21 protein-coding genes are annotated in these 25,876 nt (G+C 63.2%); 14 read left to right on the top strand and 7 right to left on the bottom strand.

The window, feature by feature from the left end; translation table 11 throughout:
* The first annotated feature begins 2 nt into the window (after nucleotides 1-2).
* The gene (locus tag CAER_RS0117755; RefSeq protein WP_209320207.1) at nucleotides 3-1,175 is read left to right on the top strand and encodes an HlyD family type I secretion periplasmic adaptor subunit; all 1,173 of its coding nucleotides are present in this window, start codon (nucleotides 3-5) and stop codon (nucleotides 1,173-1,175) included.
* Between the two features lie 55 nt (nucleotides 1,176-1,230).
* On the opposite strand, the gene CAER_RS28210 is transcribed toward CAER_RS0117755, so the two are convergent.
* Nucleotides 1,231-1,944, bottom strand: a complete 714-nt coding sequence (locus tag CAER_RS28210) for a trypsin-like serine peptidase (RefSeq protein ID WP_027236621.1) — start codon at nucleotides 1,942-1,944, stop codon at nucleotides 1,231-1,233.
* A gap of 144 nt (nucleotides 1,945-2,088) precedes the next feature.
* Here CAER_RS28210 and CAER_RS29775 point away from each other — a divergent pair, with 144 nt between their 5' ends.
* From CAER_RS29775 to CAER_RS0117725, 6 genes are all read left to right on the top strand, one after another.
* Nucleotides 2,089-2,364: a hypothetical protein gene (locus tag CAER_RS29775; RefSeq protein ID WP_154667789.1), complete on the top strand. Its 276-nt coding sequence runs from the start codon at nucleotides 2,089-2,091 to the stop codon at nucleotides 2,362-2,364.
* Nucleotides 2,365-2,569: 205 nt separating this feature from the next.
* The gene (locus CAER_RS0117745; protein ID WP_245597380.1) at nucleotides 2,570-4,918 is read left to right on the top strand and encodes a methyl-accepting chemotaxis protein; all 2,349 of its coding nucleotides are present in this window, start codon (nucleotides 2,570-2,572) and stop codon (nucleotides 4,916-4,918) included.
* Between the two features lie 665 nt (nucleotides 4,919-5,583).
* On the top strand, nucleotides 5,584-6,315 hold the full coding sequence (locus CAER_RS0117740; protein WP_027236619.1) for a response regulator: 732 nt from the start codon (nucleotides 5,584-5,586) through the stop codon (nucleotides 6,313-6,315).
* Nucleotides 6,316-6,414: 99 nt separating this feature from the next.
* Nucleotides 6,415-7,704: a hypothetical protein gene (locus CAER_RS28205; RefSeq protein WP_036797413.1), complete on the top strand. Its 1,290-nt coding sequence runs from the start codon at nucleotides 6,415-6,417 to the stop codon at nucleotides 7,702-7,704.
* Nucleotides 7,701-8,195, top strand: a complete 495-nt coding sequence (locus tag CAER_RS0117730; RefSeq protein WP_027236618.1) for a response regulator — start codon at nucleotides 7,701-7,703, stop codon at nucleotides 8,193-8,195. Before CAER_RS28205 ends, CAER_RS0117730 begins: the two co-directional genes overlap by 4 nt.
* Nucleotides 8,167-9,258: a sensor histidine kinase gene (locus CAER_RS0117725; protein ID WP_027236617.1), complete on the top strand. Its 1,092-nt coding sequence runs from the start codon at nucleotides 8,167-8,169 to the stop codon at nucleotides 9,256-9,258. The genes CAER_RS0117730 and CAER_RS0117725 overlap by 29 nt, the downstream gene beginning before the upstream one ends.
* Nucleotides 9,259-9,743: 485 nt before the next feature.
* On the opposite strand, the gene CAER_RS0117720 is transcribed toward CAER_RS0117725, so the two are convergent.
* Nucleotides 9,744-10,412 carry a GntR family transcriptional regulator gene (locus CAER_RS0117720; RefSeq protein ID WP_027236616.1) on the bottom strand — a complete coding sequence of 223 codons (669 nt, stop codon included), beginning with the start codon at nucleotides 10,410-10,412 and terminating at the stop codon, nucleotides 9,744-9,746.
* A gap of 101 nt (nucleotides 10,413-10,513) precedes the next feature.
* Complete coding sequence (locus CAER_RS0117715; protein ID WP_027236615.1) at nucleotides 10,514-11,128, bottom strand: helix-turn-helix domain-containing protein; 615 nt, start codon at nucleotides 11,126-11,128, stop codon at nucleotides 10,514-10,516.
* Between the two features lie 173 nt (nucleotides 11,129-11,301).
* Between CAER_RS0117715 and lpdA the strand changes: the two genes are divergently transcribed.
* The 7 genes from lpdA (at nucleotide 11,302) to CAER_RS0117680 (ending at nucleotide 20,676) form a co-directional block, all read left to right on the top strand.
* The gene (gene lpdA, locus CAER_RS0117710; protein WP_027236614.1) at nucleotides 11,302-12,684 is read left to right on the top strand and encodes a dihydrolipoyl dehydrogenase; all 1,383 of its coding nucleotides are present in this window, start codon (nucleotides 11,302-11,304) and stop codon (nucleotides 12,682-12,684) included.
* 18 nt (nucleotides 12,685-12,702) lie between these two features.
* Nucleotides 12,703-13,647, top strand: a complete 945-nt coding sequence (gene lipA / locus CAER_RS0117705; RefSeq protein WP_027236613.1) for a lipoyl synthase — start codon at nucleotides 12,703-12,705, stop codon at nucleotides 13,645-13,647.
* Nucleotides 13,648-13,672: 25 nt separating this feature from the next.
* A complete protein-coding gene (locus tag CAER_RS0117700; RefSeq protein ID WP_027236612.1) occupies nucleotides 13,673-15,043 on the top strand; it encodes an alanine/glycine:cation symporter family protein in 1,371 nt (456 codons plus the stop codon).
* A gap of 69 nt (nucleotides 15,044-15,112) precedes the next feature.
* Nucleotides 15,113-16,210: a glycine cleavage system aminomethyltransferase GcvT gene (gene gcvT, locus CAER_RS0117695; RefSeq protein ID WP_027236611.1), complete on the top strand. Its 1,098-nt coding sequence runs from the start codon at nucleotides 15,113-15,115 to the stop codon at nucleotides 16,208-16,210.
* Nucleotides 16,211-16,231: 21 nt separating this feature from the next.
* The gene (gcvH, locus tag CAER_RS0117690; protein WP_027236610.1) at nucleotides 16,232-16,597 is read left to right on the top strand and encodes a glycine cleavage system protein GcvH; all 366 of its coding nucleotides are present in this window, start codon (nucleotides 16,232-16,234) and stop codon (nucleotides 16,595-16,597) included.
* 118 nt (nucleotides 16,598-16,715) lie between these two features.
* Nucleotides 16,716-19,574, top strand: coding sequence for an aminomethyl-transferring glycine dehydrogenase (gene gcvP, locus CAER_RS0117685; RefSeq protein ID WP_027236609.1), 2,859 nt, complete (start codon nucleotides 16,716-16,718; stop codon nucleotides 19,572-19,574).
* A gap of 97 nt (nucleotides 19,575-19,671) precedes the next feature.
* A complete protein-coding gene (locus CAER_RS0117680; protein ID WP_245597379.1) occupies nucleotides 19,672-20,676 on the top strand; it encodes a helix-turn-helix domain-containing protein in 1,005 nt (334 codons plus the stop codon).
* A 65-nt stretch (nucleotides 20,677-20,741) separates the two neighbouring features.
* Here the strand turns inward: CAER_RS0117680 and CAER_RS0117675 are convergent, their stop codons facing one another.
* The 4 genes from CAER_RS0117675 to CAER_RS0117660 form a co-directional block, all read right to left on the bottom strand.
* On the bottom strand, nucleotides 20,742-22,046 hold the full coding sequence (locus CAER_RS0117675; protein ID WP_027236607.1) for an ABC transporter permease: 1,305 nt from the start codon (nucleotides 22,044-22,046) through the stop codon (nucleotides 20,742-20,744).
* Complete coding sequence (locus tag CAER_RS0117670; RefSeq protein ID WP_027236606.1) at nucleotides 22,043-22,963, bottom strand: ABC transporter permease; 921 nt, start codon at nucleotides 22,961-22,963, stop codon at nucleotides 22,043-22,045. Before CAER_RS0117670 ends, CAER_RS0117675 begins: the two co-directional genes overlap by 4 nt.
* A 13-nt stretch (nucleotides 22,964-22,976) precedes the next feature.
* Entirely contained in the window at nucleotides 22,977-24,089 is a 1,113-nt protein-coding gene (locus CAER_RS0117665; protein ID WP_027236605.1) for an ABC transporter ATP-binding protein, read from the bottom strand.
* Nucleotides 24,090-24,248: 159 nt separating this feature from the next.
* Nucleotides 24,249-25,373, bottom strand: a complete 1,125-nt coding sequence (locus tag CAER_RS0117660) for an extracellular solute-binding protein (RefSeq protein WP_027236604.1) — start codon at nucleotides 25,371-25,373, stop codon at nucleotides 24,249-24,251.
* Between the last annotated feature and the right edge of the window lie 503 nt (nucleotides 25,374-25,876).

The following is a 25,876-nucleotide window of genomic DNA, read 5'->3' as shown; positions in this document are numbered from 1 at the left end:
CCATGGCCCTGCACGATCCCTACGGCACTGCAGAGACGCCGCGCAGCGCCAGCCGCATCATCTATCTGGCGCTTGCCGCCGTGCTTACTTTCCTGATCTGGGCGGCATTCGCCTCCATCGACGAGATCGTGCGCGGCGAGGGCCAGGTGGTTTCCTCCTCCCGCGCGCAGATCGTGCAGAACCTGGAGGGCGGCATTCTGGCAGAGCTGCATGTGCGCCAAGGCGATATCGTCAGCGCCGGCCAGGTGCTGGCCAAGCTGCAGGACACCAAGTTCCGCGCCGCCGCTGATGAGCTGCAAAACCAGATCGACGCCCTGGAGATCAAGCGCCACCGGCTCGAAGCGCAGATGAAAGGCGCCTTTGAATTCACGGTGCCGGAGATGCTGGCGCAGCGCTCGCCCGGCATTCTTGCCTCGGAACGCGGCCTGCTGACCGCCCGGCAGACCGACTTCACCAGCCGCCGCGACAGTGCCCGGCAGATCATGGATCAGCTGAACGCCGAGCTTGCCAATATGGAGCAGCTCTACAAGCAGAAGATCGTCGCGCTGATCGAGGTGAACAAGGCCCGCAAGGCCGCCACCGATGCCCGCGCCAAATACAACGAGATCGGCACTCAGGCAGAACTGGAGCAGGCTGAGGAATACTCGCAGACGCTGCGCGACCTCACCACCCTGCGCCAGGAGCAGCGGCTGGCGGTGGACCAGCTGAACCGCACCATTATCACCTCCCCCATGGCCGGGATCGTCAACAGCCTGGCAGTGACCACCATCGGCGGCGTGATCCGTCCCGGCGAGGAGATCCTGGAAATTATCCCGCTAGGCGAGGAGCTGTTTGTCGAGGCGCGGGTAAGGCCCGAAGACATCGCCAGCGTACAGCCGGGCCAGGACGCCACGATCAAGCTGTCGGCCTATGACTACACCATCTACGGCTCGCTGCGCGGCAAGGTGGATTTCGTGTCCGCCGATACATTCGAAGATGAGCGCAACCCGCGCGCCGAGCCCTATTACCGGGTGACGGTGCGGGTCGACAAATCCGGCTTCACCGAACGCCAGCAGTCCATCGAGATCCGGCCGGGCATGCGGGCCGCCGCAGAGCTGCAGACCGGCGCCAAAACCGTGCTGCAGTACCTGCTGAAGCCGCTCTACAAATCCCGCGAAGCCCTGCGCGAACCCTGATACCGCATGCGGCTGCCTTAAAGGCAGCAGGCGTCGCGGTATACGGCGGCTGCTCCTACCCCGCGCGCCGCATCAGCTCACGCAGCGATGCATCCAGCGCCGTGCCGATTGAAACCCGGCGCTTGCCCATCGCCGCCTTGGCTGAGATCACCGAAACCAGCCGCGGCGGCAGGCCCGGGCGCATCTCCAGCACCGGAGCCCCCGAAGCGCCGAAATCCACCAGGCAGGACAACACCAGGGTCCGGCTTTGCCGCGCCAGCACGCTGCAGGACGGTTCCAGCCCCGGCCGGGTTGCATGCCTGCGAGTATAGGACAGAACCCGCAGAATATCGCCCCGCTCCGCATCCTGCGACATTGCCAGCGGCTGGATCTGGCTGCGGCTGATCGGCCGGTCCAGCTTGAGCACCGCCAGATCGCTGCCGATTTGATGCGCGCCCGCAGGCCGGTAGCGGTACTGCGGATGCACCACCGCCTTAGCCACCTGCCGCAGGGCCACAGCCTGCCGCCCCGACAACCCGGCTTCGAACCAGATCGACGCCGGGGCAACCTGCGCCCCGGTGCGCGGATCGAACAGGCAATGCGCGGCCGTCAGCACCAGATCCGGTGCCACCAGCGCACCGGTGCAGATGTTTCCGTTGGCAATGTTCAGCCGTCCGACGGCCTCCCACCCTTCAATGGATGTGGCGCTTGGCTGCGCGTCACTCGCAGCCGCACCGGCGGGCATGCCCAAGGCCAGGCATGCCGCTATTGCAGCAATTAACAGTCTCATAACCCACTCCAGCTTCCCATAAACGCATCGTCATTCAGGCGTGCGGCTGGAATGAGGCCCAAAAAAGCCATGAAGAGACGAATTCATGGACAGATTGCGGCAGCGTTAACAATTCCCTAACCCCCCGGTTATTGATGCTTAACCATGGCAAAAAACGCCTTCGCATTGCCAGAAAAACCCGGTCATCACCGGCGGAAATCAAAGAACTCCCCGCAAACGCAGGGAAATCTTCTGCCGCCAAGCCGGGTTTCGGACACCGCGCTGCCCCTGCGGAAACGATTCGCGCCGCCGGAATCGTTAACCATTTGCAGCTTCGCGGCGCGGCGGAAGCGGGCAAGAAGGCTCTGCGATGCTGTGACCGGCGCCGCCGCAATCGTTAAAGCCCCGGCCGTCCAGACCATCCTTTGTCAGGCGCTGTAAGGCACCAGACTGCAGTGTACTGGCCGGATTCAATCGAAAGGCGAAGAGAAAATATCAAAACCCTATCGTAAAACAGCAGGCGCATTAACCGATAAAAAATCTATCTGGCATTGAAACTGAGACAAATTGCATCACTGGCATCTGACGGCGGCGGCGCCCGCGGGATGCCTCTCCGCTGGAGGTCAAATTGAAAATTCTGAGATCCATGAAGCTCGCCCACAAGCTGCCGCTGCTGATCGTCAGCACTGCGCTGGTCCTGACCGCCGTCCTGATTGCCGTCAGCACCAGCAACTTCCGGCGCGGGGTGCTCCACAACAGCGAAGTTTTCATGCAGTCGCTGGTGCAGGACCGGGAGCTGGCGCTGCAATCCTACTTCGAAGGGATTGAAGCGGCCATCCTGACGATTGCCTCGGTCCCCTCAACCGCCGACGCGATGAAGGATCTGACCGCAACCTGGTCCACCAGGGACGGTGCAGGCCAGGCCGAGGTTCAAAACCTGTCGATGTTTGCGTCCGCCGCATCGCCTTATGATCTTCACTTCGAACGCAACCATCCCGCCTTCCAGAAGGTGATGGAGCGGATGGGCTTTTATGACATCTTCCTGATCAACCCGGCAGGGGATGTGGTCTTTTCGGTCACCAAGGAAAGCGACTATGCCACTAACATGGTCTCTGGCCCGTATCGCGAAACAGGCTTGGCCAAGGCGTTCCGGATGGCCGAAGCAGGCGAAGCCGGACGGGTCTATTTCTCTGATATCGAAGACTATGAACCCAGTGCAGGCGCCCCGGCAGGTTTTGCGGCGACCCGGATCGTGGATAACGCAGGCCGGTTTGCAGGGGTGTTTGCCCTGCAGGTGGCCATCGACGAGATCGCCCTGATCACCACCAATTTCGGCGGCGAGCTGAAGACTCTGGATGTTTACCTGATCGGCGGCGACTTCAGGGCCCGCACCCAGTCGCGCCTCGAAGGCCGGCACAGCGTGCTGGAAGAGCTGCCGGGCCTGCCTTACATCGAGGCTGCCTTTTCCAGCAGCGCCACTACGGGCAGCGCACCGGCTGCCGGGGACGCACAGGATGTCTCGTTCCACCCGGCCGTCCAGAAGCCGGATGGCAGCACGGTTGCCGCCGTCACCGCGCCCTTTACCTTCCGCGACCTGAACTGGGCGATCGTTGCGGAGCTGGACCGGGAGGAAATTCTGGCGCCCGCGGTCCGCCAGCGCCAGATCATGCTGCTGATCTCGCTGTCCTGTGCTGCGGCTGTCTCCTTCCTTGGCTGGCTGTTCGCGCGGTCGATCACCCGCCCGGTCGACAAAATCTGCAGGCACATGGAGGCGGTCGCCGCGGGCGATCTTGACACCAGCATCGACGCCGCTGCACGCAACGACGAAATCGGCAAGATCGGCAAGACACTGGTGTCGATGCAGGCCGACCTGAAACAGGCACGCCTTGCCGAAGAACGCCGCAACGAGCTGCAGCAGCAGCAGCAGTTCGTGGTCGAAAGCCTGAGCGCCGGCCTGGTGCGGCTGTCCGCCGGGGATTTCTCACAGCCGATCACCCAGGCCTTCCCGAAGGATCATGAGCAGTTGCGCCATGACTACAATCTGACACTGGAAACCCTGAAGGAGACAGTGCAGCAAGTGATCGTGGCGGCCGGCAGTATCCGCAACGGGGCCGAGGAGATCAGCCAGGCCTCCGATGACCTCTCCCACCGCACCGAGAGCCAGGCCGCCACGCTGGAGGAGACCGCGGCGGCACTGGATGAGCTGACCGCGTCGGTGAAATCCGCCGCCGAAGGCGCCCGCAGCGTTGAGGCGACGATGGAGGAAGCGCGCGCCGAAGCCGAATCCAGCGGCTCCGTGGTCGGGAATGCCGTCGCTGCCATGACCGAGATCGAGCAGAGCTCGAACCACATCAGCCAGATCATCTCGGTGATCGACGACATTGCCTTCCAGACCAACCTGCTGGCGCTGAACGCAGGCGTCGAGGCGGCGCGGGCAGGCGAGGCCGGCAAGGGCTTTGCCGTGGTTGCCAGCGAGGTGCGGGCCCTGGCGCAGCGCTCCTCGGACGCGGCGATGGAGATCAAGACCCTGATCAGCGACAGCTCCAAACAGGTGGAGCGCGGCGTGGATCTGGTCGGCAAGGCCGGTGAGGCGCTGCAAAGCATCGTCGAACGGGTCACCCATATCTCGCAGCTGGTGTCCGGCATTGCCGAGGGCGCAGCCGAGCAGTCGACCGGGCTGGCGGAGATCAACACCGGCGTCACCCAGCTTGACCAGGTGACCCAGCAGAACGCGGCCATGGTCGAAGAGGCCACCGCGGCCGGCCACATGCTGCACACCGATTCCAGCAAACTGGCTGAACTCGTGTCCCATTTCACGATTGACGCGCAGCAAGCACCCCGCCCGGACCACCAGGTGATACCGAAGCCCAGTGCGCACGGCACTGAGGCGCCGGATGATTTCTGGAAGGATGAGCCTGGCTTGCCTGCGGATGGGGCCGCAGCAAGGCCCGCGGCAACAGGCACCGGCGGGGCAAGCAAATGGGAGGACTTCTGATCTAAGCGGGCGCACAGCCCGCCTTTCACTGGCAAGTCTGGAGCGGTGGCGCTTAAACCTGCGGCCGAGACGCCGTTCCGGCAGCGGATATCAACAGGACTCTCTGCAGCAAGGGATGGCAGGGCTGGCGCGGCGGACCTTATACTGCAGCCTTTCTGCTGTCCCTATGAGACTTGCAAACCGTTCAGCCATACCGCGCCGCTACGCCTCCGGCGGGGCGCGGACCGGAGACCACCGCAAGGGATCGCTTAGCCTCCGCAGCGGGAGTTCCGGCCGCTGCCGCTGTGCGATGCGGCAACAGCTTTAGGCCAAAGAAACTCCAGCGTGGCGCGGCGCCCTTTCCGCGTATGTCCATAAGTGATTGGCATCCGGCCCCGTCAGAGCGGGCCGGACGGGTCTTACTGCCAAGAATTTTCAATAAATTTTCTGCTCCAAGCGTCCTTGGCTGACTGTCCTGCACCCTGAAACGCAAGGGTGCCGCAAATAGAAGTTGCCCAACGTATCCTTAACGTAAAATCCCAGCAACGCTGGCCGGAGCTCAGATTTCCTTAATCAAATGCCTCAAGATAATAAACCCATACGTGAAATTGAGCGGCTACAATGCCGCTTAGAGTGAACGCCCAGGCAACCGATCCGGGTGCAGCGCAGTTTTAAAAGGTATCAGGATGAGAAATAATCAGTTCCCCAACAAGGGCGCCCCGCCGGTTCTGCAGGCTGTCAATCTGAACATCCTCTCCGTTGATGATGATGAGGTTGACAGGCTGCGCCTGAACAAGCTGTGCCGCAAAGCCGGGATGACGGCTGAATTCCACGAAGCAGCAAACCTGGATGAAATGCGCCAGCAGCTGGACACGGAGCAGTTCGATCTGGTGTTCCTCGATCACAACCTGGGCATGGACACTGGGCTGGATGCGTTGAAGCAGCTGGTGACTCATGAAGATCAAGTTCAGGCGGTTCCTATAATGCTGACCAGCGCGACAAATTATCATATCGCCGTCGAGGCCATGCGCCGGGGCTGCGCGGATTACATCGTCAAGGATGAGCTGACGACGGATTCCCTGATGAAATCCATCGCCTCAGCGCTGGAGCGGCGGGCGCTTTATGGCCAATTGTCCAGCGCTCGGGCCTCAGAAAAGGAGCTGAAACGGATCTTCCAGCGGTTCATCGTCGGCTGCGGGCCCGATCTTCGGCTGCTTCTGAGGAGGACGCTCGCGGGGGTGCGGGTGATCAAGTCGCAGGCGCGTCAGGATGGCGGCGTGCCCCCCGCCGTTCTGTCGGATGTCTCGATGCTGGAACGCAGCTGCAAGGATCTTGTTGTGTTCATGGACGACTTGGACAGCGTGATCGAAGACACCCGGGAGTTTACCGCCAAAGCTTCACCCAATTTGCTGCAATAACGGCCTGCCACTGCGGGCAGCAGTTCTTCCTGCCGCCCTGGGCAGATGCCTGCCCATCCAGGGGCAGAGAACCTCAAACCGCTTGCGGAGCGCAAATGAATGAAGACCAAAGCTGCCTTAACTGTCGTCTGCGTCATAGGGGTTTCTCTGCCGCTGATCTTCACTGCCGGCTGCTTGAACGCAAAACAGCGTATTGGGAAACAGGTAACTCAGCAACTCGCCACGAATAACCAAATCCGCGCCTGCTATGTTGGCGGGGATTTTGCTGATCTGGAAACGGACCTGAACGCCTTTGGCTCCCGCCCTGCAATCGCCGGCGTCAAGCGCTGCTGCATCAGCGGCAATCAGCTGGATCCGGTCGGCCTGGCCGTGGAACAATCGCAAACGAAACAGGACCAGATGTCTGCCAGCCCCATCACCAAAGGGGCCTCCGGTACCCGGCTGCGCTTTCTGATGAGTGGCGGCAGCTTGCAGGACGCCTGGCGGGTGAATACCCGGGGCCTGCCACCAGACCCGGCCGGAAGCGTTAGGGCGGCCACGCACTTGTGTCATAGCGATCCGGAACTGCTGCCTTTGAACGCGCCGGAGAATATTCTGCATCGCCTCAGAGACGCGGGCGATGCCTGTCTCGGCGGCACGAAGCAGCGGTCAAAGATGCCGCCCGAAATTGCCGCCAGCCAGGCCCGCCCTTGGCGTGATGATTTTTTTCCATGCGCTATCAAGGTTATAACCGAGTGCAATTTGGCTGAAGACCGGATGCCGCCCTTGGCCATACCGCTCCGGAGGTCCAAGGAAAATCTGGAGCAGCCTGCCTGTTTCGCCTGTCACAGTGCGAAAGCCGCCTTGCGGAGCATTCAAAACGCTTCGAACTGGCTGCTGGAAGAATTGTTGCCTCATTTGCGCACCCGCCGGACGCGCGCGCCTGAGGTCACCGCGGACAGGGCGGAAGGGCAGGCAGGAAGCCCGGTGCTGCAGCATGGCCGGATTGGAAGGATAGTGCAGTCTTCCCGCCGCAACAGAGGGCTGCCTTTGCCCAGGCTTCCGCTAAAGGCGGGTCTGCTGAACCAGATGACAACCGGCATCCGGCACCGGGACCAAGCAAAAGGCACTGTCTGGATCGGTGTCAACGCGGGAGAGTCCATCGGCCAATTTTCAGTGTGCGGCGATCCCCCCGCACTTGCAAAGCAGCACCGCACCAAAAGCTCAAAAATCCTCCAAGAACTTAAACCGGAGGAACACGTTGAAGGCCGCGGCAGAGGGCGGGCCTTGAGAAAGAAACGCGTGATGGCGGCCGTCGGCCGAACCGCAGCCCAGCGGTCCGCTGCCAGCGGGAGCTGTTTTCGCTGCACCTGGCCGCAGGAGGCCCTGAGCAAGGAGACCCCAGCATGACACTCAACAGTCCCCCCGCAGGCCGCCCTGCCCTTAATATCGTTCTTGTCGAGGATGATGACGGCGATGCCAAGGCCCTGCGCCGCGCTTTCAGCCGGGCCAAGATCGCCAATCCGATTCAGCGGTTCACCGACGGTGTCGAGGCTTTGGCCTTCCTGCGCGGCGAAATGAGCCAGGTGCCGCCGCCCAGCTTCGTGGTGCTGAGCGATATCAACATGCCCCGGAAAAACGGCATTGAACTGCTGGAGGAGATCCGCGCCGATCCTGTGCTGCGCAAGATCCTGTTTATCGTGCTGACAACATCTGAGGACGAAAGGGACATCTCTGCGGCCTATGCCAACAATGTGGCCGGCTACATTCTCAAGTCCAATGCCGGAGACATGTTTGTCGACCTGATGGCGACGCTCGACCATTACTGGCGCATCGTTGAACTGCCCGAAGTTCACATCAGAAAGGTGTCCGATGACGGTTCTCAACATCCTGATCATTGACGACGACGCTGGTGACCGGAAGCTCGTGCGCAGGCTGCTGCTGCAATCGCACCCGGATGCCAAGGTCTTCGAGGCGGACAGCGGCAAAGGCGCCTTGTCTCAAGCCGGTCTGCCGGTTGACGTGATCATTCTGGACTACCTTCTGCCGGACGGCACCGGGCTGGACCTTATCGCGCAGCTGACGGCAACCTGGCCGCGGGCAGTTCTGTTTATGACCACCGGCCAAGGCGACGAGGAAATCGCCAAGAGTGTCATTCTGGCAGGCGCCAGCGATTACATTCCCAAATCCGCCATTACTGCCGAGGCTCTCCAGCGGATGGTTGCCAACGGGTTGAAGGTCGCGGAAATGCGCTGGAGAATCCAGGAGCAGCAGAATGAGCTGCGGCTGTTTTCCGATGTGCTGGTGCATGACATGCGGGCGCCGCTCAGGGCCATCAAGTTTCTCAGCGACCAGATTCAGGAGGATTACCAAGACGGGGAATTTGACGAGGTGGCACGGCAGCTGGAGCTGATGAAAAAGTCGGTCCGCAAGACCTCCGAGCTGATTGAACGGCTGGCAAGCCATATCAACCCGCACAGCAATGGCACCGCGGAATATGTCACTGTCGAGAGCCTGTTCGACAGCCTGCGCGCTGTTATGGCGCAGGATCTTGCGGCATCCGGCGCCCGGATCGAATGGCAGCCCGGCGGGTTGAGCGTCTCGTGTTTCCCGCCGGACATCGTGCAGTTGCTGCAAAACCTGATCGGCAACGCCATCAAGTACAGCGGCGGCATAACACCCGAAATCTCCGTGACCGCCGAACCCGCGGGCGCCGGCGTGATGATCTCTGTGGCGGATAACGGGATTGGCGTTCCGCCGGAGTACCGGGAGAAGATATTTGAGCCCTTCAAGCGGCTGCAGCGCGGCAGCGACCAGCCTGGCACCGGTCTTGGACTGGCAACCTGCGCCAAAATCGCCAAGCGTCATAACGGGACAATCTGGTGCGATCCGCACGCGGAGACCGGCACGACGATCCGGTTTCTGGTCTGCCTTGAAAAAAACCAGATGCAGAAGCCGGCCTGACAGCGCCCTTGTTGTGCCGCTGCCGGTCTGCCGGAGGGACCAAGCCCGGCGCGCCCTGCCCCCGTCAAGGCGGTCAAACCCGCCACCGCTGCGTTATTTAAAACGGTTTGCAGCCAGCAGCCGCCCTGTTCCGGAATGAAGTAACGGCAAGAAACCCCGGTTGCTGCAGCTTCGGCGGCCCCGCGCCTTTCCCGGCATTTGGCCGGGCCTCGCGGGAACTGCGGCGGGCGCCGCGGATATCACGGTTTTTGGCTGCATTGTCCGGGGCAATACCGGCGGCCAGGCCCGGCAGCAGGCCTTCACGCGGCGGGTGCCCCGCGCCGGCCGGGCGGGCGCATGCTGCTTATCGCGCAGCCCTGGCCGCCCCCCCATCCGCCAGGAGGCCAGAGCTGCTGATCATCACGCTCGCCAGCCGGCGCTTGGGAGCATGGACAGTATGGCCGGAAGCTTGGGACTTATGCCGGCATAGCGGTCTCCTGCGGCTGTCAGGCCCCCGAAAGCACCGGGAAATGCGCCAGCAAGGATGCTTTGGCTTCCAGAATATGCGCTCTGGTCAGGTCCGAGGCCCGCCGGGCATCGCCCGCTTCGCAGGCCTCCAGGATGGCAAGATGCTCCCGGCCAGCGCGTTCCATGCCGTTGCTCATCACCAGCTGCGCCCGGATATAGCGGTCGATCCGGTCCATTGCGCCGCTGGCCGCCTCGCGGAAAAAGGTCAGCTTGCTGGCACTGTACAGCCCGTCATGGAAGGCGCGGTTCAGCACCCCCCATTCCATCGGATTTTTCGAGGCGTCAAAAGCCGCAAAGTCAGCGCGGGCCTGTGCCAGCAGCTCTGGCGGCATACGCGGCACTGCATCGCGGATGATTTCCGGCTCAAGCAGCGCGCGGAAGTCAAAGATCTCGGCGGCTTCATCCGCCGACAGTCCGGCCACCACCGCACCCTTGAAGCGCTGGGTCCGGACCAGCCCGTGCTCCTCCAGACGGTTGATTGCCTCGCGCACGGGCAGCCTGCTGGTCTTGAAGCGGCGGGCTATCTCATCCTGGCGGAGCGGCTCCCCCTCCGCCAGCCGCCCCTCGATGATGGCCTGGCGCAGGGCCTCGAACACCGCTGCCGAAGCCGAGGCCGTTTTCGAGATATCAACAGGGTCCAGTTTCATGGCAGCGCGCCTCCTTTCCAGCAGGTGTATGCCAAGCTGACGGCCCGGAAAAGCGGCTTAACCGGCAGTCCGGGTCTGCGGCCCGCCGGGCAGCATCCCCGTCACACTTCCAGCGAGACCCAAAGCACCTTGGCGTCATCCGCGCTGACCGACACGCAGCCATGGCCCATGCCGCTGTCGTAATAGACCGAGTCGCCCGGCCCCATGCGCAGCGGCCGGTAATGCTCAGTATAGAGGATCACCTCGCCGCTCAGCACAAACATGAACTCTTCGCCCTGGTGGCGCACCCAATTGTCGAATTCGGTGACATCGCGGGCCTTGATGGTGCTGATATAGGGCACCATGCGCTTGCTGGTCAGCTCGCTGCACAGCAGCTCGTGGTCGTAGGTCGTGGTTTCCTTGTGCTCGCCCTCGCCGGTGCGGGTGAAGTCCCGCCGCCCGGTAACGCCGCTTTGACCGGACTGCACGAACAGCTGCGGCGTCTCCAGCTCCAGCGTCTGCATCAGGCGGCGGATGATCTCGAAACTGGGACGGGTCTGGTTGTTCTCGATCTTCGACAAAGTCGAGCGCCCGATGGCCGCTGCCTTGGCCGCTTCCTCCAGCGTCAGCCCCTTCTCCTTGCGGGCGTCGCGAATCATTTTCCCCAAGACTTCCCCGTCCGGAGCCTCCATGGCCTCGGGGCCCAGTCCTGTTTCTTCTGAGGGAATTGGTTCCATTTCTGCGAATTCTCCTGTTCCGGAAGCAGCTTAGCTTTGATGTATTCGCGGGTCAAAATTTCCCTATCAGCACTTTTAGTTTGCAAAAGGGAAAAAGTTTCCTATAGGAGACGAGACGTCGTATACGGCAGCATACGTGCCGGTCCTGAACCGTTATTCGGAGGAGAAACCAAATGAGCGCATATGATCTGATCGTGATCGGGGCTGGGCCGGGCGGTTATGTCGCAGCAATCCGCGCGGCGCAGCTGGGCATGAAGGTGGCCTGCGTCGAAGGCCGCGGCGCGCTGGGCGGCACCTGCCTCAACGTCGGCTGCATCCCTTCCAAGGCGCTGCTGACCTCCTCCGCCAAATATGCCGAGCTGTCCCATCTGTCCGCACATGGCATCGCCGTCGAGGGCGCCAGCCTGGACCTGGGTGCGCTGATGGCGCGCAAGGACAAAATCGTCGGCGACCTGACCAAGGGCATCGCGTTTCTGTTCAAGAAGAACGGTGTCGACCACATCGAAGGCTGGGCCAGCATTCCGGCGCCTGGCCAGGTCAAGGTGGGAGACGATAGCTACACTGCAAAAAACATCCTCATCGCCACCGGATCGGAACCCGCCGCCCTCCCCGGCGTGGAAATCGACGAGGTGGATGTGCTGAGCAGCACCGGAGCACTGGCGCTGGACGCCGCGCCGGAGCATCTGGTGGTGATCGGCGCCGGCGTGATTGGGCTTGAACTCGGTCAGGTCTGGTCACGCCTTGGTTCCAAGGTCACGGTTGTGGAATACCTCGACCGTATCCTGCCCGGCATCGACGGCGAGATCGCCAAGCTGTCCCAGCGGGCGCTGAGCAAGCGCGGGCTGAAGTTCCAGCTGGGCCGCGCGCTGAAGACCGTCGAAAAGGGCGAAAACGGCCTGACCCTGACGCTGGACCGCGTCGGCAAGGACAAGGAAGAGCAGCTTGAAGCAGACAAGGTGCTGGTCGCCATCGGCCGCCGCCCGGTAACCCGCGGGCTGGGCCTGGAAGACTTGGGCGTTTCCATCAACCCAAGGGGCTTCATTGAGGTGGACGAGCGCTTCTCTACCTCCGTTCCGGGCATCTTTGCCATCGGCGACTGTGTGCCTGGGCCGATGCTGGCGCACAAAGCAGAGGAAGACGGCGTCGCCTGTGTCGAGATGCTGGCAGGCCAGCACGGCCATGTGGATTACAACACCGTGCCGGGCGTGGTTTACACCGACCCCGAGGTTGCCTCCGTCGGCCAGACCGAGGAAGCGCTGAAAGAGGCAGGCACCGACTACATCACGGGAAAATTCGCCTTCATGGCCAACTCCCGCGCCCGCTCCACCGGTGAAACCGACGGCGCGGTGAAGGTGCTGGCAACACCCGGCGGCAAGATCCTCGGTGCCCATATTTGCGGCGCGCATGGCGGCGACCTGATTGCCGAGCTGGTGCTGGCGATGACCAAGGGCGCCACGGTCGAGGATGTCGCCCGCACCTGCCACGCGCACCCGGCGATGGGCGAAGCGGTGAAAGAAGCCTGCCTCGACGCGCTTGGCCGCGCCATTCACGCCTGAACGGGAGAAAATTGTCAGATGACAATCCAGCTGCGCCCCCGCCATCCGGAAAAGGCCCACAAGGCCGACAGCGCCATCCCGCGCAAACCGAAATGGATCCGCAAAAAGAAGATCGAAAGCGCGGAGTATTACGAGACCCGCAAGCTGATGCGGGAGCATGATCTGGCCACCGTTTGCGAAGAGGCCGCCTGCCCCAACATCGGCGAATGCTGGTCCAAGCGCCACGCCACCATGATGATCATGGGCGAGGTCTGCACCCGCGGCTGTTCCTTCTGCAACGTGACCACGGGCAAGCCGGACACGCTGGACGCATTTGAGCCGGGCCGGGTTGCGGCGGCGGTCAAGAAGCTGGGCCTGCGCCATGTGGTGATCACCTCCGTTGACCGGGATGATCTGGAGGACGGCGGCGCTGAACACATCGCCCAGACCATCCGCGCCACCCGCCACCAGAACCCCGGCACCACCATCGAGGTGCTGACCCCGGACTTCCTGGGCAAGGGCGAAGCCGCGCAGGCGGTGTTCGAGGCCGCACCGGATGTGTTCAACCACAACCTGGAAACCGTGCCGCGCCTCTATCCGCGTGTGCGTCCCGGCGCGCGCTACTATACTTCGTTGCGGCTGCTGGATGATGCCAAGCGCGCCAACCCCCAGCTGTTCACCAAGTCCGGCATCATGGTCGGCCTGGGCGAAACCTTGGATGATGTGCGCCAGGTGATGGATGACCTGCGCGCCGCTCAGGTCGATTTCCTGACCGTGGGCCAGTACCTGCAGCCCACCCCCAAACATCACCCGATCGACCGCTTCTGGTCGCCGGAAGAATTTGCGCAGCTGGAACAGATCGCCCGCGCCAAGGGCTTCTTGCACGTGTCGGCGACACCGCTGACCCGTTCATCGTTCCACGCGGATGAAGATTTTGCCGCCCTGAAAGAGGCCCGTCAGATGGCTTTGGCAAAGGGCATTTAACCTTAACGCAAGCGGGAGGAGACCCATGGAAGCGTTAAATTCAATCGTAGGAGCCGTAAACGGCGTGGTTTGGGGGCCGATGATGCTGGTCCTCATTCTCGGCGTCGGCTTCTTCCTTCAGGTTGGCCTGAAGTTCATGCCGATCCGGAAACTGGGCATGGGTTTTGGCCTGATGTTCCAGGGCCGTGAAGGCACCGGCGAAGGCCAGATCACCCCGTTCAACGCGCTGATGACCGCCCTGTCGGCCACCATCGGCACCGGCAACATCGCAGGCGTCGCCACCGCCGTGTTCCTCGGCGGCCCGGGCGCGCTGTTCTGGATGTGGATGACTGCGCTGGTCGGCATGGCCACCAAATACTCCGAAGCCGTCTGCGCCGTGAAATTCCGCGAACAGGATGAAGAGGGCAACTATGTCGGCGGCCCGATGTACTACATCAAGAACGGCCTTGGCGCGAAATGGGCCTGGCTGGGCGTCGCCTTTGCCGTGTTCGGCTCCATCGCGGCCTTCGGGATCGGCAACGGCGTGCAGGCCAACGGCGTGGCGCAGGTTCTGGAAGCCAACTTCGGCTTCAGCACCTCCATCACCGGCATCGTGCTGATGGTTCTGACCGGCGCTGTGATCCTGGGCGGCATCACCCGCATCGGCGCTGTGGCCGGCGCGCTGGTTCCGTTCATGGCGGTCAGCTACATCATCGCCGGCCTGATCGTGCTGGTCATCAACGCAGATGCAATCGGCACCGCCTTCGGCATGGTCTTCACTTATGCTTTCACGCCGTCCGCAGCCGAAGGCGGCTTTGCCGGTGCGGCAGTCTGGGCAGCGATCCGCTTTGGCGTGGCCCGCGGCGTGTTCTCCAACGAAGCAGGCCTGGGGTCTGCCCCGATCGCCCACGCAGCGGCTGAGACCAAAGGCCCGGTCAACCAGGGCCTGATCGCCATGCTGGGCACCTTCATCGACACGATCATCGTGTGCTCTATCACCGGACTGGCGATCATCGCGTCCGGCGCCTGGACCTCAGGTGAATCCGGTGCGGCGCTCACCTCGCTGGCGTTCGAAACCTCGCTTCCGGGCATCGGCGGCTACCTGATCGCCATCGCACTGTCGATCTTTGCCTTCACCACCATCCTCGGTTGGTCCTATTATGGCGAGAAGTGCATGGAGTTCCTGTTCGGTGTGAAGGTGATGCTGCCTTACCGCATCCTGTGGATCATCGCGATCTACTTTGGCGCAACTGCCGACCTGGGCTTCATTTGGCTGCTGGCTGACACGCTGAACGCGATGATGGCCATCCCGAACTTGGTTGCCCTGGCGCTGCTGAGCCCGATCGTCTTCAAGGTGACGAAAGAGTTCTTCGCCACCGGCGGCAAATCGGAAGAAGCCGGCCACGCTGCCGAGTAATCCCTCCGGGAGGGCGCGCCCTGCGCCCTCCCCCACCCCGAAACCATAAAAATTCAAAGGCTGCACAGGATGACCGACGCACCCAAACGCACCCCGCTTTATGACCTGCACGTCGAGCTTGGCGGCAAGATGGTCGACTTCGCCGGCTGGGAAATGCCGGTCCAGTACCCCATGGGCATCATGGGCGAGCACAAGCAGTGCCGCGAAAAGGCCGCGCTGTTTGACGTCTCCCACATGGGCCAGGTGATCCTGCGCGGCGACAATGTGGGCGAGAAGCTCGAAACGCTTTGCCCGCAGGCCTATGCCTCCCTGAAAGAGGGCAAGGCCCGCTACGGCTTCTTCACCAACGAAGACGGCGGCATCATGGACGACCTGATCGTCTCCAACGCCGGCGACCACTACTTTGTCGTGGTGAATGCCGCGCTGCGCCACCAGGACATCCCGCACATGCAGGCCAACCTGGACGGCGTCGAAGTGACTGAGATCTTCGACCGCGCGCTGGTTGCCGTGCAGGGCCCCAAGGCCGAGGACGTGGTGGGCGGACTTTGCCCCGCCGCCCGTGACCTGAAGTTCATGGAAACCACCGTGGCAGACATTGACGGCGCCGAGTGCCGCATCTCGCGCCTGGGCTACACCGGCGAGGACGGCTACGAAATCTCGATCCCGGAAGCCGATGCCATCCGCATTTCCAAACTGTTCCTGGCCCATGACGATTGCGAACCGGCAGGCCTCGGCGCCCGCGACAGCCTGCGCCTGGAGGCCGGCCTTTGCCTCTATGGCAACGACATCGACCAGTCGACCTCGCCGATCGAGGCGTCGCTCTCCTGGGCCATCCAGAAGCGCCGCAAGGAAGAAGGCGGCTTCCCCGGTGCCGCCCGCATCCAGAAGGAACTGGCCGAGGGCCCGTCCAAGAAACTGCTCGGCATCAAACCCGAAGGCCGCGCCCCCGCCCGTCAGGGTGTGGAAGTTCAAAGCGAAGGCGGCGATACTCTCGGCACCATCACCTCGGGCAGCTTCGGCCCCACCGTCGGCGGCCCGGTCGCCATGGGCTATGTTGCGGCCGACCATGCCGCGCCGGGAACCAAGGTGAACCTCATCATCCGCGGCAAGGCGCAACCGGCTGAGATCGTCGCCCTGCCTTTCGTCACTCAGAACTACAAACGCTAAGACATCATCAGGAGAGTCAACATGGCCACCTATTATTCCGAAGACCACGAGTGGATCACCGTTGAAGGCGACACTGCAACTCTGGGCATTACCAAGCACGCCGCCGACCAGCTGGGCGAAGTTGTCTTTGTCGAGCAGCGCGAAGCCGGCGACGAGTTCGAAAAAGGCGGCGAGATCGGCGTCATCGAGTCGGTAAAGGCCGCGTCGGAAATCTACGCGCCGCTGGACGGCGAAGTGATCGAGGTGAACGAAACCCTGGCCGACAACCCCGCCGCGCTGAACGAAAGCCCGGAAGGTGATGCCTGGATCTACAAGATCAAGATCTCCGACGCCTCCCAGCTGGACGATCTGATGGATCTGGACGGCTACAAGGCCCTGATCGGCTGAGGCCCCTGGCGGACCCGCCGCAACCCGCCCGGATCCGCTTTTCATCTGGCTAAAAATATCCCCGCCGGAGGCTCCTGCGCTTCCGGCCGGGCGTGACCTTCATACAGGAGCGCTTTAAATGGCCTTCAAACTTACCGATTACGAAGCCTACGACTTCGCCAACCGGCGCCATATCGGCCCGTCTCCGACCGAGATGCGCGATATGCTGCAGGTGATCGGCTTTAAAACCCTGGACGAGCTGATCGACGCCACCGTGCCGCCCGCCATCCGCCAGAAAGAGGCGCTGGATTGGGGCCCGGCGATGACCGAGCGCGATGCCCTCTTCCACATGAAGCAGGTGGCCTCCAAGAACCAGGTTCTGACCTCGCTGATCGGCCAGGGCTACTACGGCACCACCACGCCGGCACCGATCCTGCGCAACATCCTGGAAAACCCGGCCTGGTACACCGCCTATACCCCTTATCAGCCGGAAATCTCCCAGGGCCGTCTTGAAGCGCTCTTGAACTTCCAGACTATGGTCAGCGACCTGACCGGCCTGGACATCGCCAACGCCTCGCTCCTGGATGAAGCCACCGCCGCTGCCGAAGCCATGGCAATGGCGCACCGCGGCTCGCGCTCCAAGGCGAACAACGCGGCCTTCTTTGTCGATAAAAACTGCCACCCGCAGACCGTCGCCGTGATCCAGACCCGCGCCGAGCCCCTGGGCATCGACGTGGTGGTTGCCGATCCGGACGAGCTGGACCCGGGCGCGGTGTTTGGCGCGATCTTCCAGTATCCCGGCACCTACGGCCATGTGCGTGATTTCACCAAGGAAATCGAAGCCATCCATGAGCACAAGGGCATCGCCGTTGTCGCCGCCGACATCCTGGCGCTGGCGCTGCTGAAGTCGCCCGGCGAGATGGGTGCGGATATTGCCATCGGTTCCACCCAGCGCTTTGGCGTTCCGATGGGCTATGGCGGCCCGCACGCGGCCTATATGGCGACCACCGACAAGCTGAAGCGCGCCATGCCCGGCCGCATCATCGGCGTGTCGGTTGACGCCCGCGGCAACAAGGCCTACCGCCTGGCGCTGCAGACCCGCGAACAGCACATCCGCCGCGAAAAAGCCAACTCCAACGTCTGCACCGCGCAGGCGCTGCTGGCCGTCATCGCGTCGATGTATGCGGTTTACCACGGCCCCGACGGTATCAAGGCCATCGCCCAGTCGGTGCACCGCAAAACCTCGCGCCTGGCTGCTGGTCTGGAGGAGCACGGCTTCAAGGTGGAGCCGGAAGTGTTCTTTGACACCATCACCGTCGAAGTCGGCCCGCTGCAGAAAACCGTCATGGAAGCGGCCGTTGCCCGCGGCGTGAACCTGCGCAAGGTGGGTGAAGACCGTATCGGCATCTCGCTGGACGAGCAGACCCGCGCCGAGACCATCGAAGCGGTCTGGGGCGCCTTCGGCATCGGGAAGAAGGACGACAGCGTCAAGAACCGCGCCTACCGCCTGCCCGACTATGCGCTGCGGGAAAGCGAGTATCTGACCCACCCGATCTTCCACAAGAACCGGGCCGAGGCAGAGATCACCCGCTACATGCGCCGTCTGGCCGACCGCGACCTGGCGCTGGACCGTGCAATGATCCCGCTGGGCTCCTGCACCATGAAGCTGAACGCGACCATCGAAATGATCCCGGTCACCTGGCCGGAATTCGGCAACCTGCACCCCTTCTGCCCGGAGGACCAGGCGCAGGGCTACCACCAGATGATCGCCGATCTGAACGACAAGCTCTGCCAGATCACCGGCTATGACGCGATCTCCCAGCAGCCGAACTCCGGCGCGCAGGGCGAATACGCGGGCCTGCTGACCATCCGCAACTACCACACCGCCCGCGGCGAAGGTCACCGCAACGTCTGCCTGATCCCGACCTCCGCACATGGCACCAACCCGGCCTCTGCACAGATGGTTGGCTGGAAAGTGGTTCCGATCAAGGCGGATGACAACGGCAACATCGACCTGGCCGACTTCCGCGAGAAGGCAGAAAAGCACTCTGACCATCTCGCAGGCTGCATGATCACCTACCCGTCCACCCATGGCGTGTTCGAGACCACCGTGCAGGAGGTGTGCGGCATCACCCATGAGCACGGCGGCCAGGTGTACATCGACGGCGCCAACATGAACGCCATGGTCGGCCTGTCGCGTCCGGGTGACATCGGCGGCGACGTCAGCCACCTGAACCTGCACAAGACCTTCTGCATTCCGCATGGCGGCGGCGGCCCCGGCATGGGTCCGATCGGCGTCAAGGCGCATCTGGCAGAGCATCTGCCGGGCCACCCGGAATACGGCACCGCCGTGGGTCCGGTCTCGGCAGCTCCGTTCGGCTCACCCTCGATCCTGCCGGTCAGCTGGGCCTACTGCCTGCTGATGGGCGGCGAAGGCCTGACCCAGGCGACGCGTGTGGCGATCCTGAACGCCAACTACATCGCGGCGCGCCTGAAAGAGGCCTACAAGATCCTCTACACCTCGGAAACGGGCCGCGTTGCGCATGAGTGCATCCTGGACACCCGCCCGCTGGCAGAGGAAGGCGACGTCACCGTGGACGACATCGCCAAGCGCCTGGTCGACTCGGGCTTCCATGCACCGACCATGTCCTGGCCGGTGGCAGGCACGCTGATGGTTGAGCCGACAGAATCCGAACCCAAGGATGAGCTGGACCGCTTTTGCGATGCCATGCTGTCAATCCGTTCGGAGGCGCAGGACATCATCGACGGCAAGATCGACGCGCAGAACAACCCGCTCAAGCACGCACCGCACACGGTGCGCGACCTGGTCGGCGAATGGGACCGTCCCTACAGCCGCGAACAGGCCTGCTTCCCGCCGGGCAACCTGGGTGTCGACAAATACTGGCCGGTGGTGAACCGGGTCGACAACGCCTACGGCGACCGTCACCTGGTCTGCACCTGCCCGCCGATGTCGGAGTACGAAGAAAGCGAGGCCTGATCCGTCAGGCCTCCCGCCCCGCCGGCCTGCCCGGCGGGGCACCCCCGCAGCCCCCCCCAGCGCTGCACCCCCGCATGACCGCTCAGAGGAGAGAATGATGTCCCGTCTCGAACCGCTGACCGTGCCAGCGTCCCGGCGCTCCGCTGACAACGTGGCGCAGGCCCGCCTCCACGACGTCGAAATCATTCTGCCGCAGTCAGAGCCCCCTGCCGCGGCCCAGATGATCTGCGAAGTTTTCCGCGCCGCCAATGATCTGTTCCCCGACAGCGGCTACCGCACCGCCGTGCGCAACCTCAGCTCGCAGATGCGCGCAGTTCCCCCCGGATGGAAGCCGCAAACGGTGATTTTCCTCGGCGGCATTACCAGCCGCTGGCCGCTCAACTCCGGCGAAAAGGCCAGCCTGCAGCGGATCTGCCGCCAGGCACAGCGCAGCCTCTTTGCCGGCAGCGCCATTTTTCTGCTGCCCGAAACCGGGATAAATGCACCGGTTGAAAGCGCCGTGCATTCAAACTTTGCCGCCGCCGCAGAGGAAGAGCAGCTGGCTTGCGCCCCGGCTGGCACTCTGATTACGAATTCAGGCCGCATCAGCACCGCCGTCAGCAGCTTTGCTGCCTTGCGCGTATTGGCAGGCTTCCTGCGCGCCGACCGCGGGCCGTTCATCGCTGATGCGGTCTGCGATTACCTCGGCCTTGCCTTCGGGCCTGTGTCGGAACAGTCCAAGGTCTCGCTGCAGTTGCGCCAGACCGCAGGCGGCGATGCGCTGATCGTCAAGATCCTCGACCTGATGCAGCAGAACCTCGAAGAGCCGCTTTTGATCCGCGACATTGCCCAGCAGGCCGGCGTTTCGCCCCGCAAGCTGGAGCGCCGCTTCCAGCAAAAGGCCCGCACCAGCCCGCTGGCCGCCTACCGCAAGCTGCGCATCGAAAAGGCCCGCCAATTGCTGCTGCACACCACCCTGCCGCTGGCCGAAATAGTCGCCGCCACCGGCTTCGGCTCCCGCAGCAGCCTGACGGAATGGTTCAAGCGCGAGTACAAGACCAGTCCGCAGGCTTTTCGCAAACAGTATTACGCAGACCGCCATCCGGCAGGGTCTCTGGCCTGAAAGCACCCGGTCCCAGTCATGAAAAAGGCGGCCCTTCGGCCGCCTTTTCTGTTTTATTTCCGGTTTCAGTTGCCTGAGCTGCTGTCATCGCTGCCGCCGGACAGGTTGCCGGGGGCGAAGGCGCCGCCGAAGCCGGAGCTGCTGCCCGCGCCGCTGTCCTGCGGGTCCTGCTCCGCCTCTGCGCCATCTTCGCTGCCGCCGGACAGGTTGCCGGGGGCGAAGACGCCGCCGAAGCCGGAGCTGCCGCCGGTTGCGGGCGCGCTTGGGGCCGGGGCGGGGCTGCCGCCCTGCTGCTCCAGCTGCTCCTGGCGGCGCAGCTCGCGCTGGCGGCGCAGCTCCTGGATGCGCTGTTCGGTCTCCAGCCGCTTCTGCTCCTGCACATCGGCGATGCATTGCGCCGGGCTGTAGACCGATGCGGTGCCGACCACCGCCACCGTGGCGCAGGCCACAACCACCAGCGCCACCGCCGCGGCGTTGGAGCTGAGGAAGCCGGGCAGCCGCAGCCTGCCGCTTTCCAGCTCCTCCACCGTGGCCTTCTGGCGCGCCGCCGCGACCAGCTCCTTGCGGCGGATCGAGGCCTCATTGGCCAATGCTGCAATCACCGTCAGCACCACGATGATGAAGGCCAGCGCCGAGATCGCGGGGGTGATGCCATAGCGCACCTTCTGCGCCAGCTCGATGGTCAGCGTCGGGTATTCGCCGAAGGTGAAGGTGGTGGTGTTGTAGTTCTCGAAGCTCGCCAGGAACGCCAGCACCGCGGCCGAGGCAATGGCGGGCCGCATGAACGGCAAGAGCACCTTGCGGAAGGCCTGGGCGTGGGTCGCGCCCAGATCCAGCGCCGCCTCGGTCAGCGCGGTGTCATAGCGCTGCAGCCGTGCCACCAGCACCAGCATGCAGTAGCTGGCGATGAAGGTGGACTGGCCGATGATGGTCAGGAACAGACCGTTCGACAGCCAGCTGTCCGCCCCCAGCCCCAGCATCCGGTTGATCCGGTCCCAGAACACCAGGGTCGAGATCCCCAGCACCACGCCGGGAATGAGGATCGGCGCGATGATGATGGTGTAATAGGTCGCCCTGAGCTTGGGCCAGATCTGGGTCAGCATCAAGGCGCCCGCCAGCCCCATCGCCACCGACAGGACCACCGTGCCCGCCCCCACCAGGATCGAGTTCCAGATGCCGTTCAGGATCCGCTCGTCGCGGAACAGCGCCGCGAACCACTCGAAGGTCAGGCATTCCCAGGGCGTCATCCGCGGGAACGACGGCGAGTTGAAGGCGGTGGCCGACATGATCACCAGCGGGCCCAAGAGATAGGCAAAGAAGATCGCCAGATAGACCCACAGGCTCAGGCGCATAAAGGAGAAGGACTTCATTTGCCGATATCCCCCATGTTCACCTTAAAGAGCCGCATGACGGCCAGCACCAGCAGGATACAGGTGACCAGCAGCACCACCGCATAGGCTGCGCCCTGCGGCCAGTCGGAGTTGTCGTTGAACTGCTGATAGATCAGCTGGGTGAACCACAAGCTGGACGGCCCGCCCAGGATCTGCGGCGCCGCCAGCGCGCCCGCCGACAGCATGAACACCATGGTGCAGCCCGAGCTGATGCCCGGCTTGGCATAGGGGATGACCACCCTGCGGTGGATCTTGGTCCAGCTGGCGCCCATGTCCCGCGCTGCCTCGATCTGGTTGCGGTCCAGGCTCTCGATCACATTGTAGATCGGGAAGATCATCAAGAGGATGTAGGCGTAGCCCAGACCCGCATAGAGCGCGATGTCATTGCGGATGAAGTCGAAGGGCGTGTCGAAAATCCCCAGGCCGACCAGGGCGTTGTTCAGAACCCCGGTCTCGCCGAAGATGATCCGCAGGGCAAAGGCGCGCAGGATCTCGTTGATCCAGTAGGGGATGATCAGCATCAGCGCGAAGATGCGGATGTGATTGCCCTTGGTCTGGGCCAGGTAATAGGCGATCGGGTAGCACAGGATCAGGTTGAAGATTGTAACGCAGACCGCCGCCACCAGGGTGCGGAAGAACACCTTGAGGTCGACCGCGTTATAGTCCTGGCTGCCGCCCTCGGGGCCGTAGATCAGGTATTTGTAATTCTCCAGCGTGTAGACGTCCCTGGGCCCGCCGATTTCCGGCGGCGGCAGGTTGGGGCGGAAGGAAAAGTCGAGCATCGACAGCTGCGGCAGGATGATGAGGCCGATGGTCCAGAACAGGACCAGCCCCAGCATCAGGCTGCCCATGCCGGTGCCGTTGCGTTTGAAGAACTCCCTCAGGAAGCTTGGCATGATCCGGGCCTCCTCATTCCGCGGCCAGCTCGCCCGCAGGCACGATGACGGCGTTTTTCGTCTCGTATTCCAGGGTGATGTTCTGGCCGGTGTGATCGTCGAACGACTGGCCCAGGTTGGGGATCGAGACCTTCAGCTCCTTGCCGCCGTCGCCTTCCATGAAGATGTTGAAGGCATTGCCCTCGAACTCCTCGTGGTTGACGCGGGCGGTGACGAAGTGATCGCCGCTGGCCCCCTGCGGCGCCAGCGCAAAGGCCTCCGGGCGGATGAACATCATCGCCTCGTCGCCCTCTTTCATCCTGCCCTGGTTGGCACTGGAAATGCGCGCCACCAGCTCGCCGGAGCGGTTGGTGGCGATCAGCGCCTCATCGCCCATCACCCGCTTGATCCTGCCGCGGAAGACGTTGTTTTCGCCCACAAAAGACGCGGCAAAGGCGGTGGCGGGGTCATTGTAGATGGTCTTGCCGTCACCGATCTGGTCGATCACGCCCGCCTTCATCACCGCGATGTTGTCGGACATGGTCAGCGCCTCCCCCTGGTCGTGGGTGATGTAGATGAAGGTGATGCCGACCCGCTGCTGGATCTCGCGCAGCTCGGTGCGCATGTGCTGGCGCAGCTTCAGGTCCAAGGCTGACAGCGGCTCGTCCAGGAGCAGGACATCGGGTTCTGCACACAGGGCGCGCGCAATCGCCACCCGCTGGCGCTGGCCGCCCGACAGTTCCGAGGGCAGCTTGCCGCCCTGGCCGGGCAGCGCGATCATGTCCAAAAGCTCATCGGCGCGCTTGCGGCGCTCGCGGGCCGAGGCGCCCTTGATTTCCATCGAAAAGGTGATGTTCTCCCAGACCTTCATCAGCGGGAACAGCGCCAGGTTCTGGAAGATCAGCGCCGTCGGGCGCTTGTTCGGCCCGATCCCCTTCATGTTGCTGCCGCCGATCAGGACGCGGCCGTCGCTGGGCTCCAGAAACCCCGAGACCGCGCGCAGGATGGTTGTCTTGCCGCAGCCCGACGGCCCCAGGAAGGAGAAGAAATCCCCCCCGTTGATGGTCACATTGGCATCGCGCACGGCAACAAAGTCGCCGAAGCGGATCCACAGGTTCTCGAGATCAACGCCGACCCCAGCACTCATTTGGCTTCTCCCCAGGGTGCAGCTGCCAGTCCGGTGGCCTGCCACCGGCCCCGCCAGGCCTGCCTCCCCATTTCATGGTGGTATGTTACTGCGCCGCACCGGCGCGCTGCCGGCCCCCGGGACGCCGTTCGGGGGCCGGTGTGATCGCGCGCCCGGGCGTCAGGCGCTCTTGAACTTGTTGACGAACTCGGTGCGCACGTCGGCGTACCAGGGCGCCTCGGCCGGCCAGGGGTTCAGATTGGCCAGGCTGTCGCCCGGATAGGCCTCGGCGAAGTTCTTCTTGTAGACATCGCCGGAGAAGCTGTCGGCGCCCAGCACCGGCGAGTTGTAGCCGTGGCTGTCGATCGCCTTGCCTGCGGGCTCCTGCTGGTAGGCATAGTCGATGAAGGCATAGACCTGCTCCTCGTTCTGCGCCCCCACCGGCATCGACATGCCGTCGACCCAGGCCATCGCGCCCTCGACCGGCGCCTGGTAATGCACCGGCTCGCCTGCGGATTTCAGCGCCAGCGGCGGGCCGTCCCAGGTCTGCCCGACCACCACGCCCTCGTTCAGGAGGCCGTTCTTCTGGGTGTCGGCATCGTTCCAGATCAGCTTGATCCGGTCCTTGCGCGCCACGCACCAGTCGGTGACCTGGCCCCAGACCTTGCGCATGGTCTCCTCGTCGTCATAAGCCGCCCAGATCGAGCCAGGCTCCATCTCGCCCGAGGCTTCCATGTAAAGGCCTGCGCCCAGCATCATCGAATGCGCCCGGCCCATGGTCTTGCCCGCGTTCTCCTCGCTCCAGACGTCGCCGTAGGACGGCGCATCGCCCGCGGGCAGCCATTTGTCGGTGCGGTAGGCGATGCCCTCGGTGCCCCAGATATGCGGCAGCCAATGCACGCCCTGGCCGCCGAAGTTCCAGGCATCGGTGCCGATCTTGGCCATCGCCGGGTTCACCGCATCAATGTTCACCTTGCTCATGTCGAAGGGCTTCAGCAGCTCCAGCGGCCCCCACTGCAGCGAGCGGTTGTTGGTCGGGCTGACGATGTCAAAGCCCTGGCCCTTGGTGGCCTTCATCTTGTTGATGATTTCCTCGTTCGACCCGATGCCGGTGTAGTTCACCTTGATGCCGGTCTTGGCCTCAAAGCCGGAAATGAATTCCGGCGGCAGGTAGTCCGACCACATCAGGATGTTCACTTCCCCCGAAGACGCCAGCGCGCTTTTCGAATAAAGCGGCGCCGCCAAAGCCGCAGCCCCCGCCCCCTGCAGCAGCCCGCGCCGCGAAACTTTCGCCTTTACAGTCATTTGATCAATTCTCCCTTTGGACTTGTGTTCATTATTTTCTTTTTTGAACGGTGAAACCTTGCGGAGGCTTGCATAGCTCCGACAGATACAGTTTGGAAAAATGATAAGGCCAGATTGCCGGTCAACCTCCTCGGCATGACGCCAGTTTCAGCACAATTTGCGGCCATCTGCGACATTTCCATAGGATATATGCTCCACCGTTGCCCGGCAGTGTGCGTTTGCCCGGGCCGAGCCGTCAACGGGCATGTATTTCCTCAGGACCGGCGCGATTTCCCCTCGCCCCGGCGGCGTCGCGCTTCTGCTGCCTGTTGCGGTCCATCCGGTGTGCCTCAGCGCCGCCTTGGAACAGCGGTCCGTTACGCCCCGCTTGGTATCGGGGGCGCAAGGCTGACGGTCCGCAAGACCAAATCTCAGCCCGTAAGAAAGTTTCAGCCCGCAATATTTCCGCGGCCGGCCGCCTGTGCCCTGGGTGCGCCTTTTTTGACTTAAGGCTCTGCCGTTTC

The organism is Leisingera caerulea DSM 24564 (genome assembly GCF_000473325.1).
GTDB lineage: Bacteria > Pseudomonadota > Alphaproteobacteria > Rhodobacterales > Rhodobacteraceae > Leisingera > Leisingera caerulea.
Note: the sequence above shows the minus strand (reverse complement) of the source record. Positions and strands in the feature narration are given on the sequence as shown.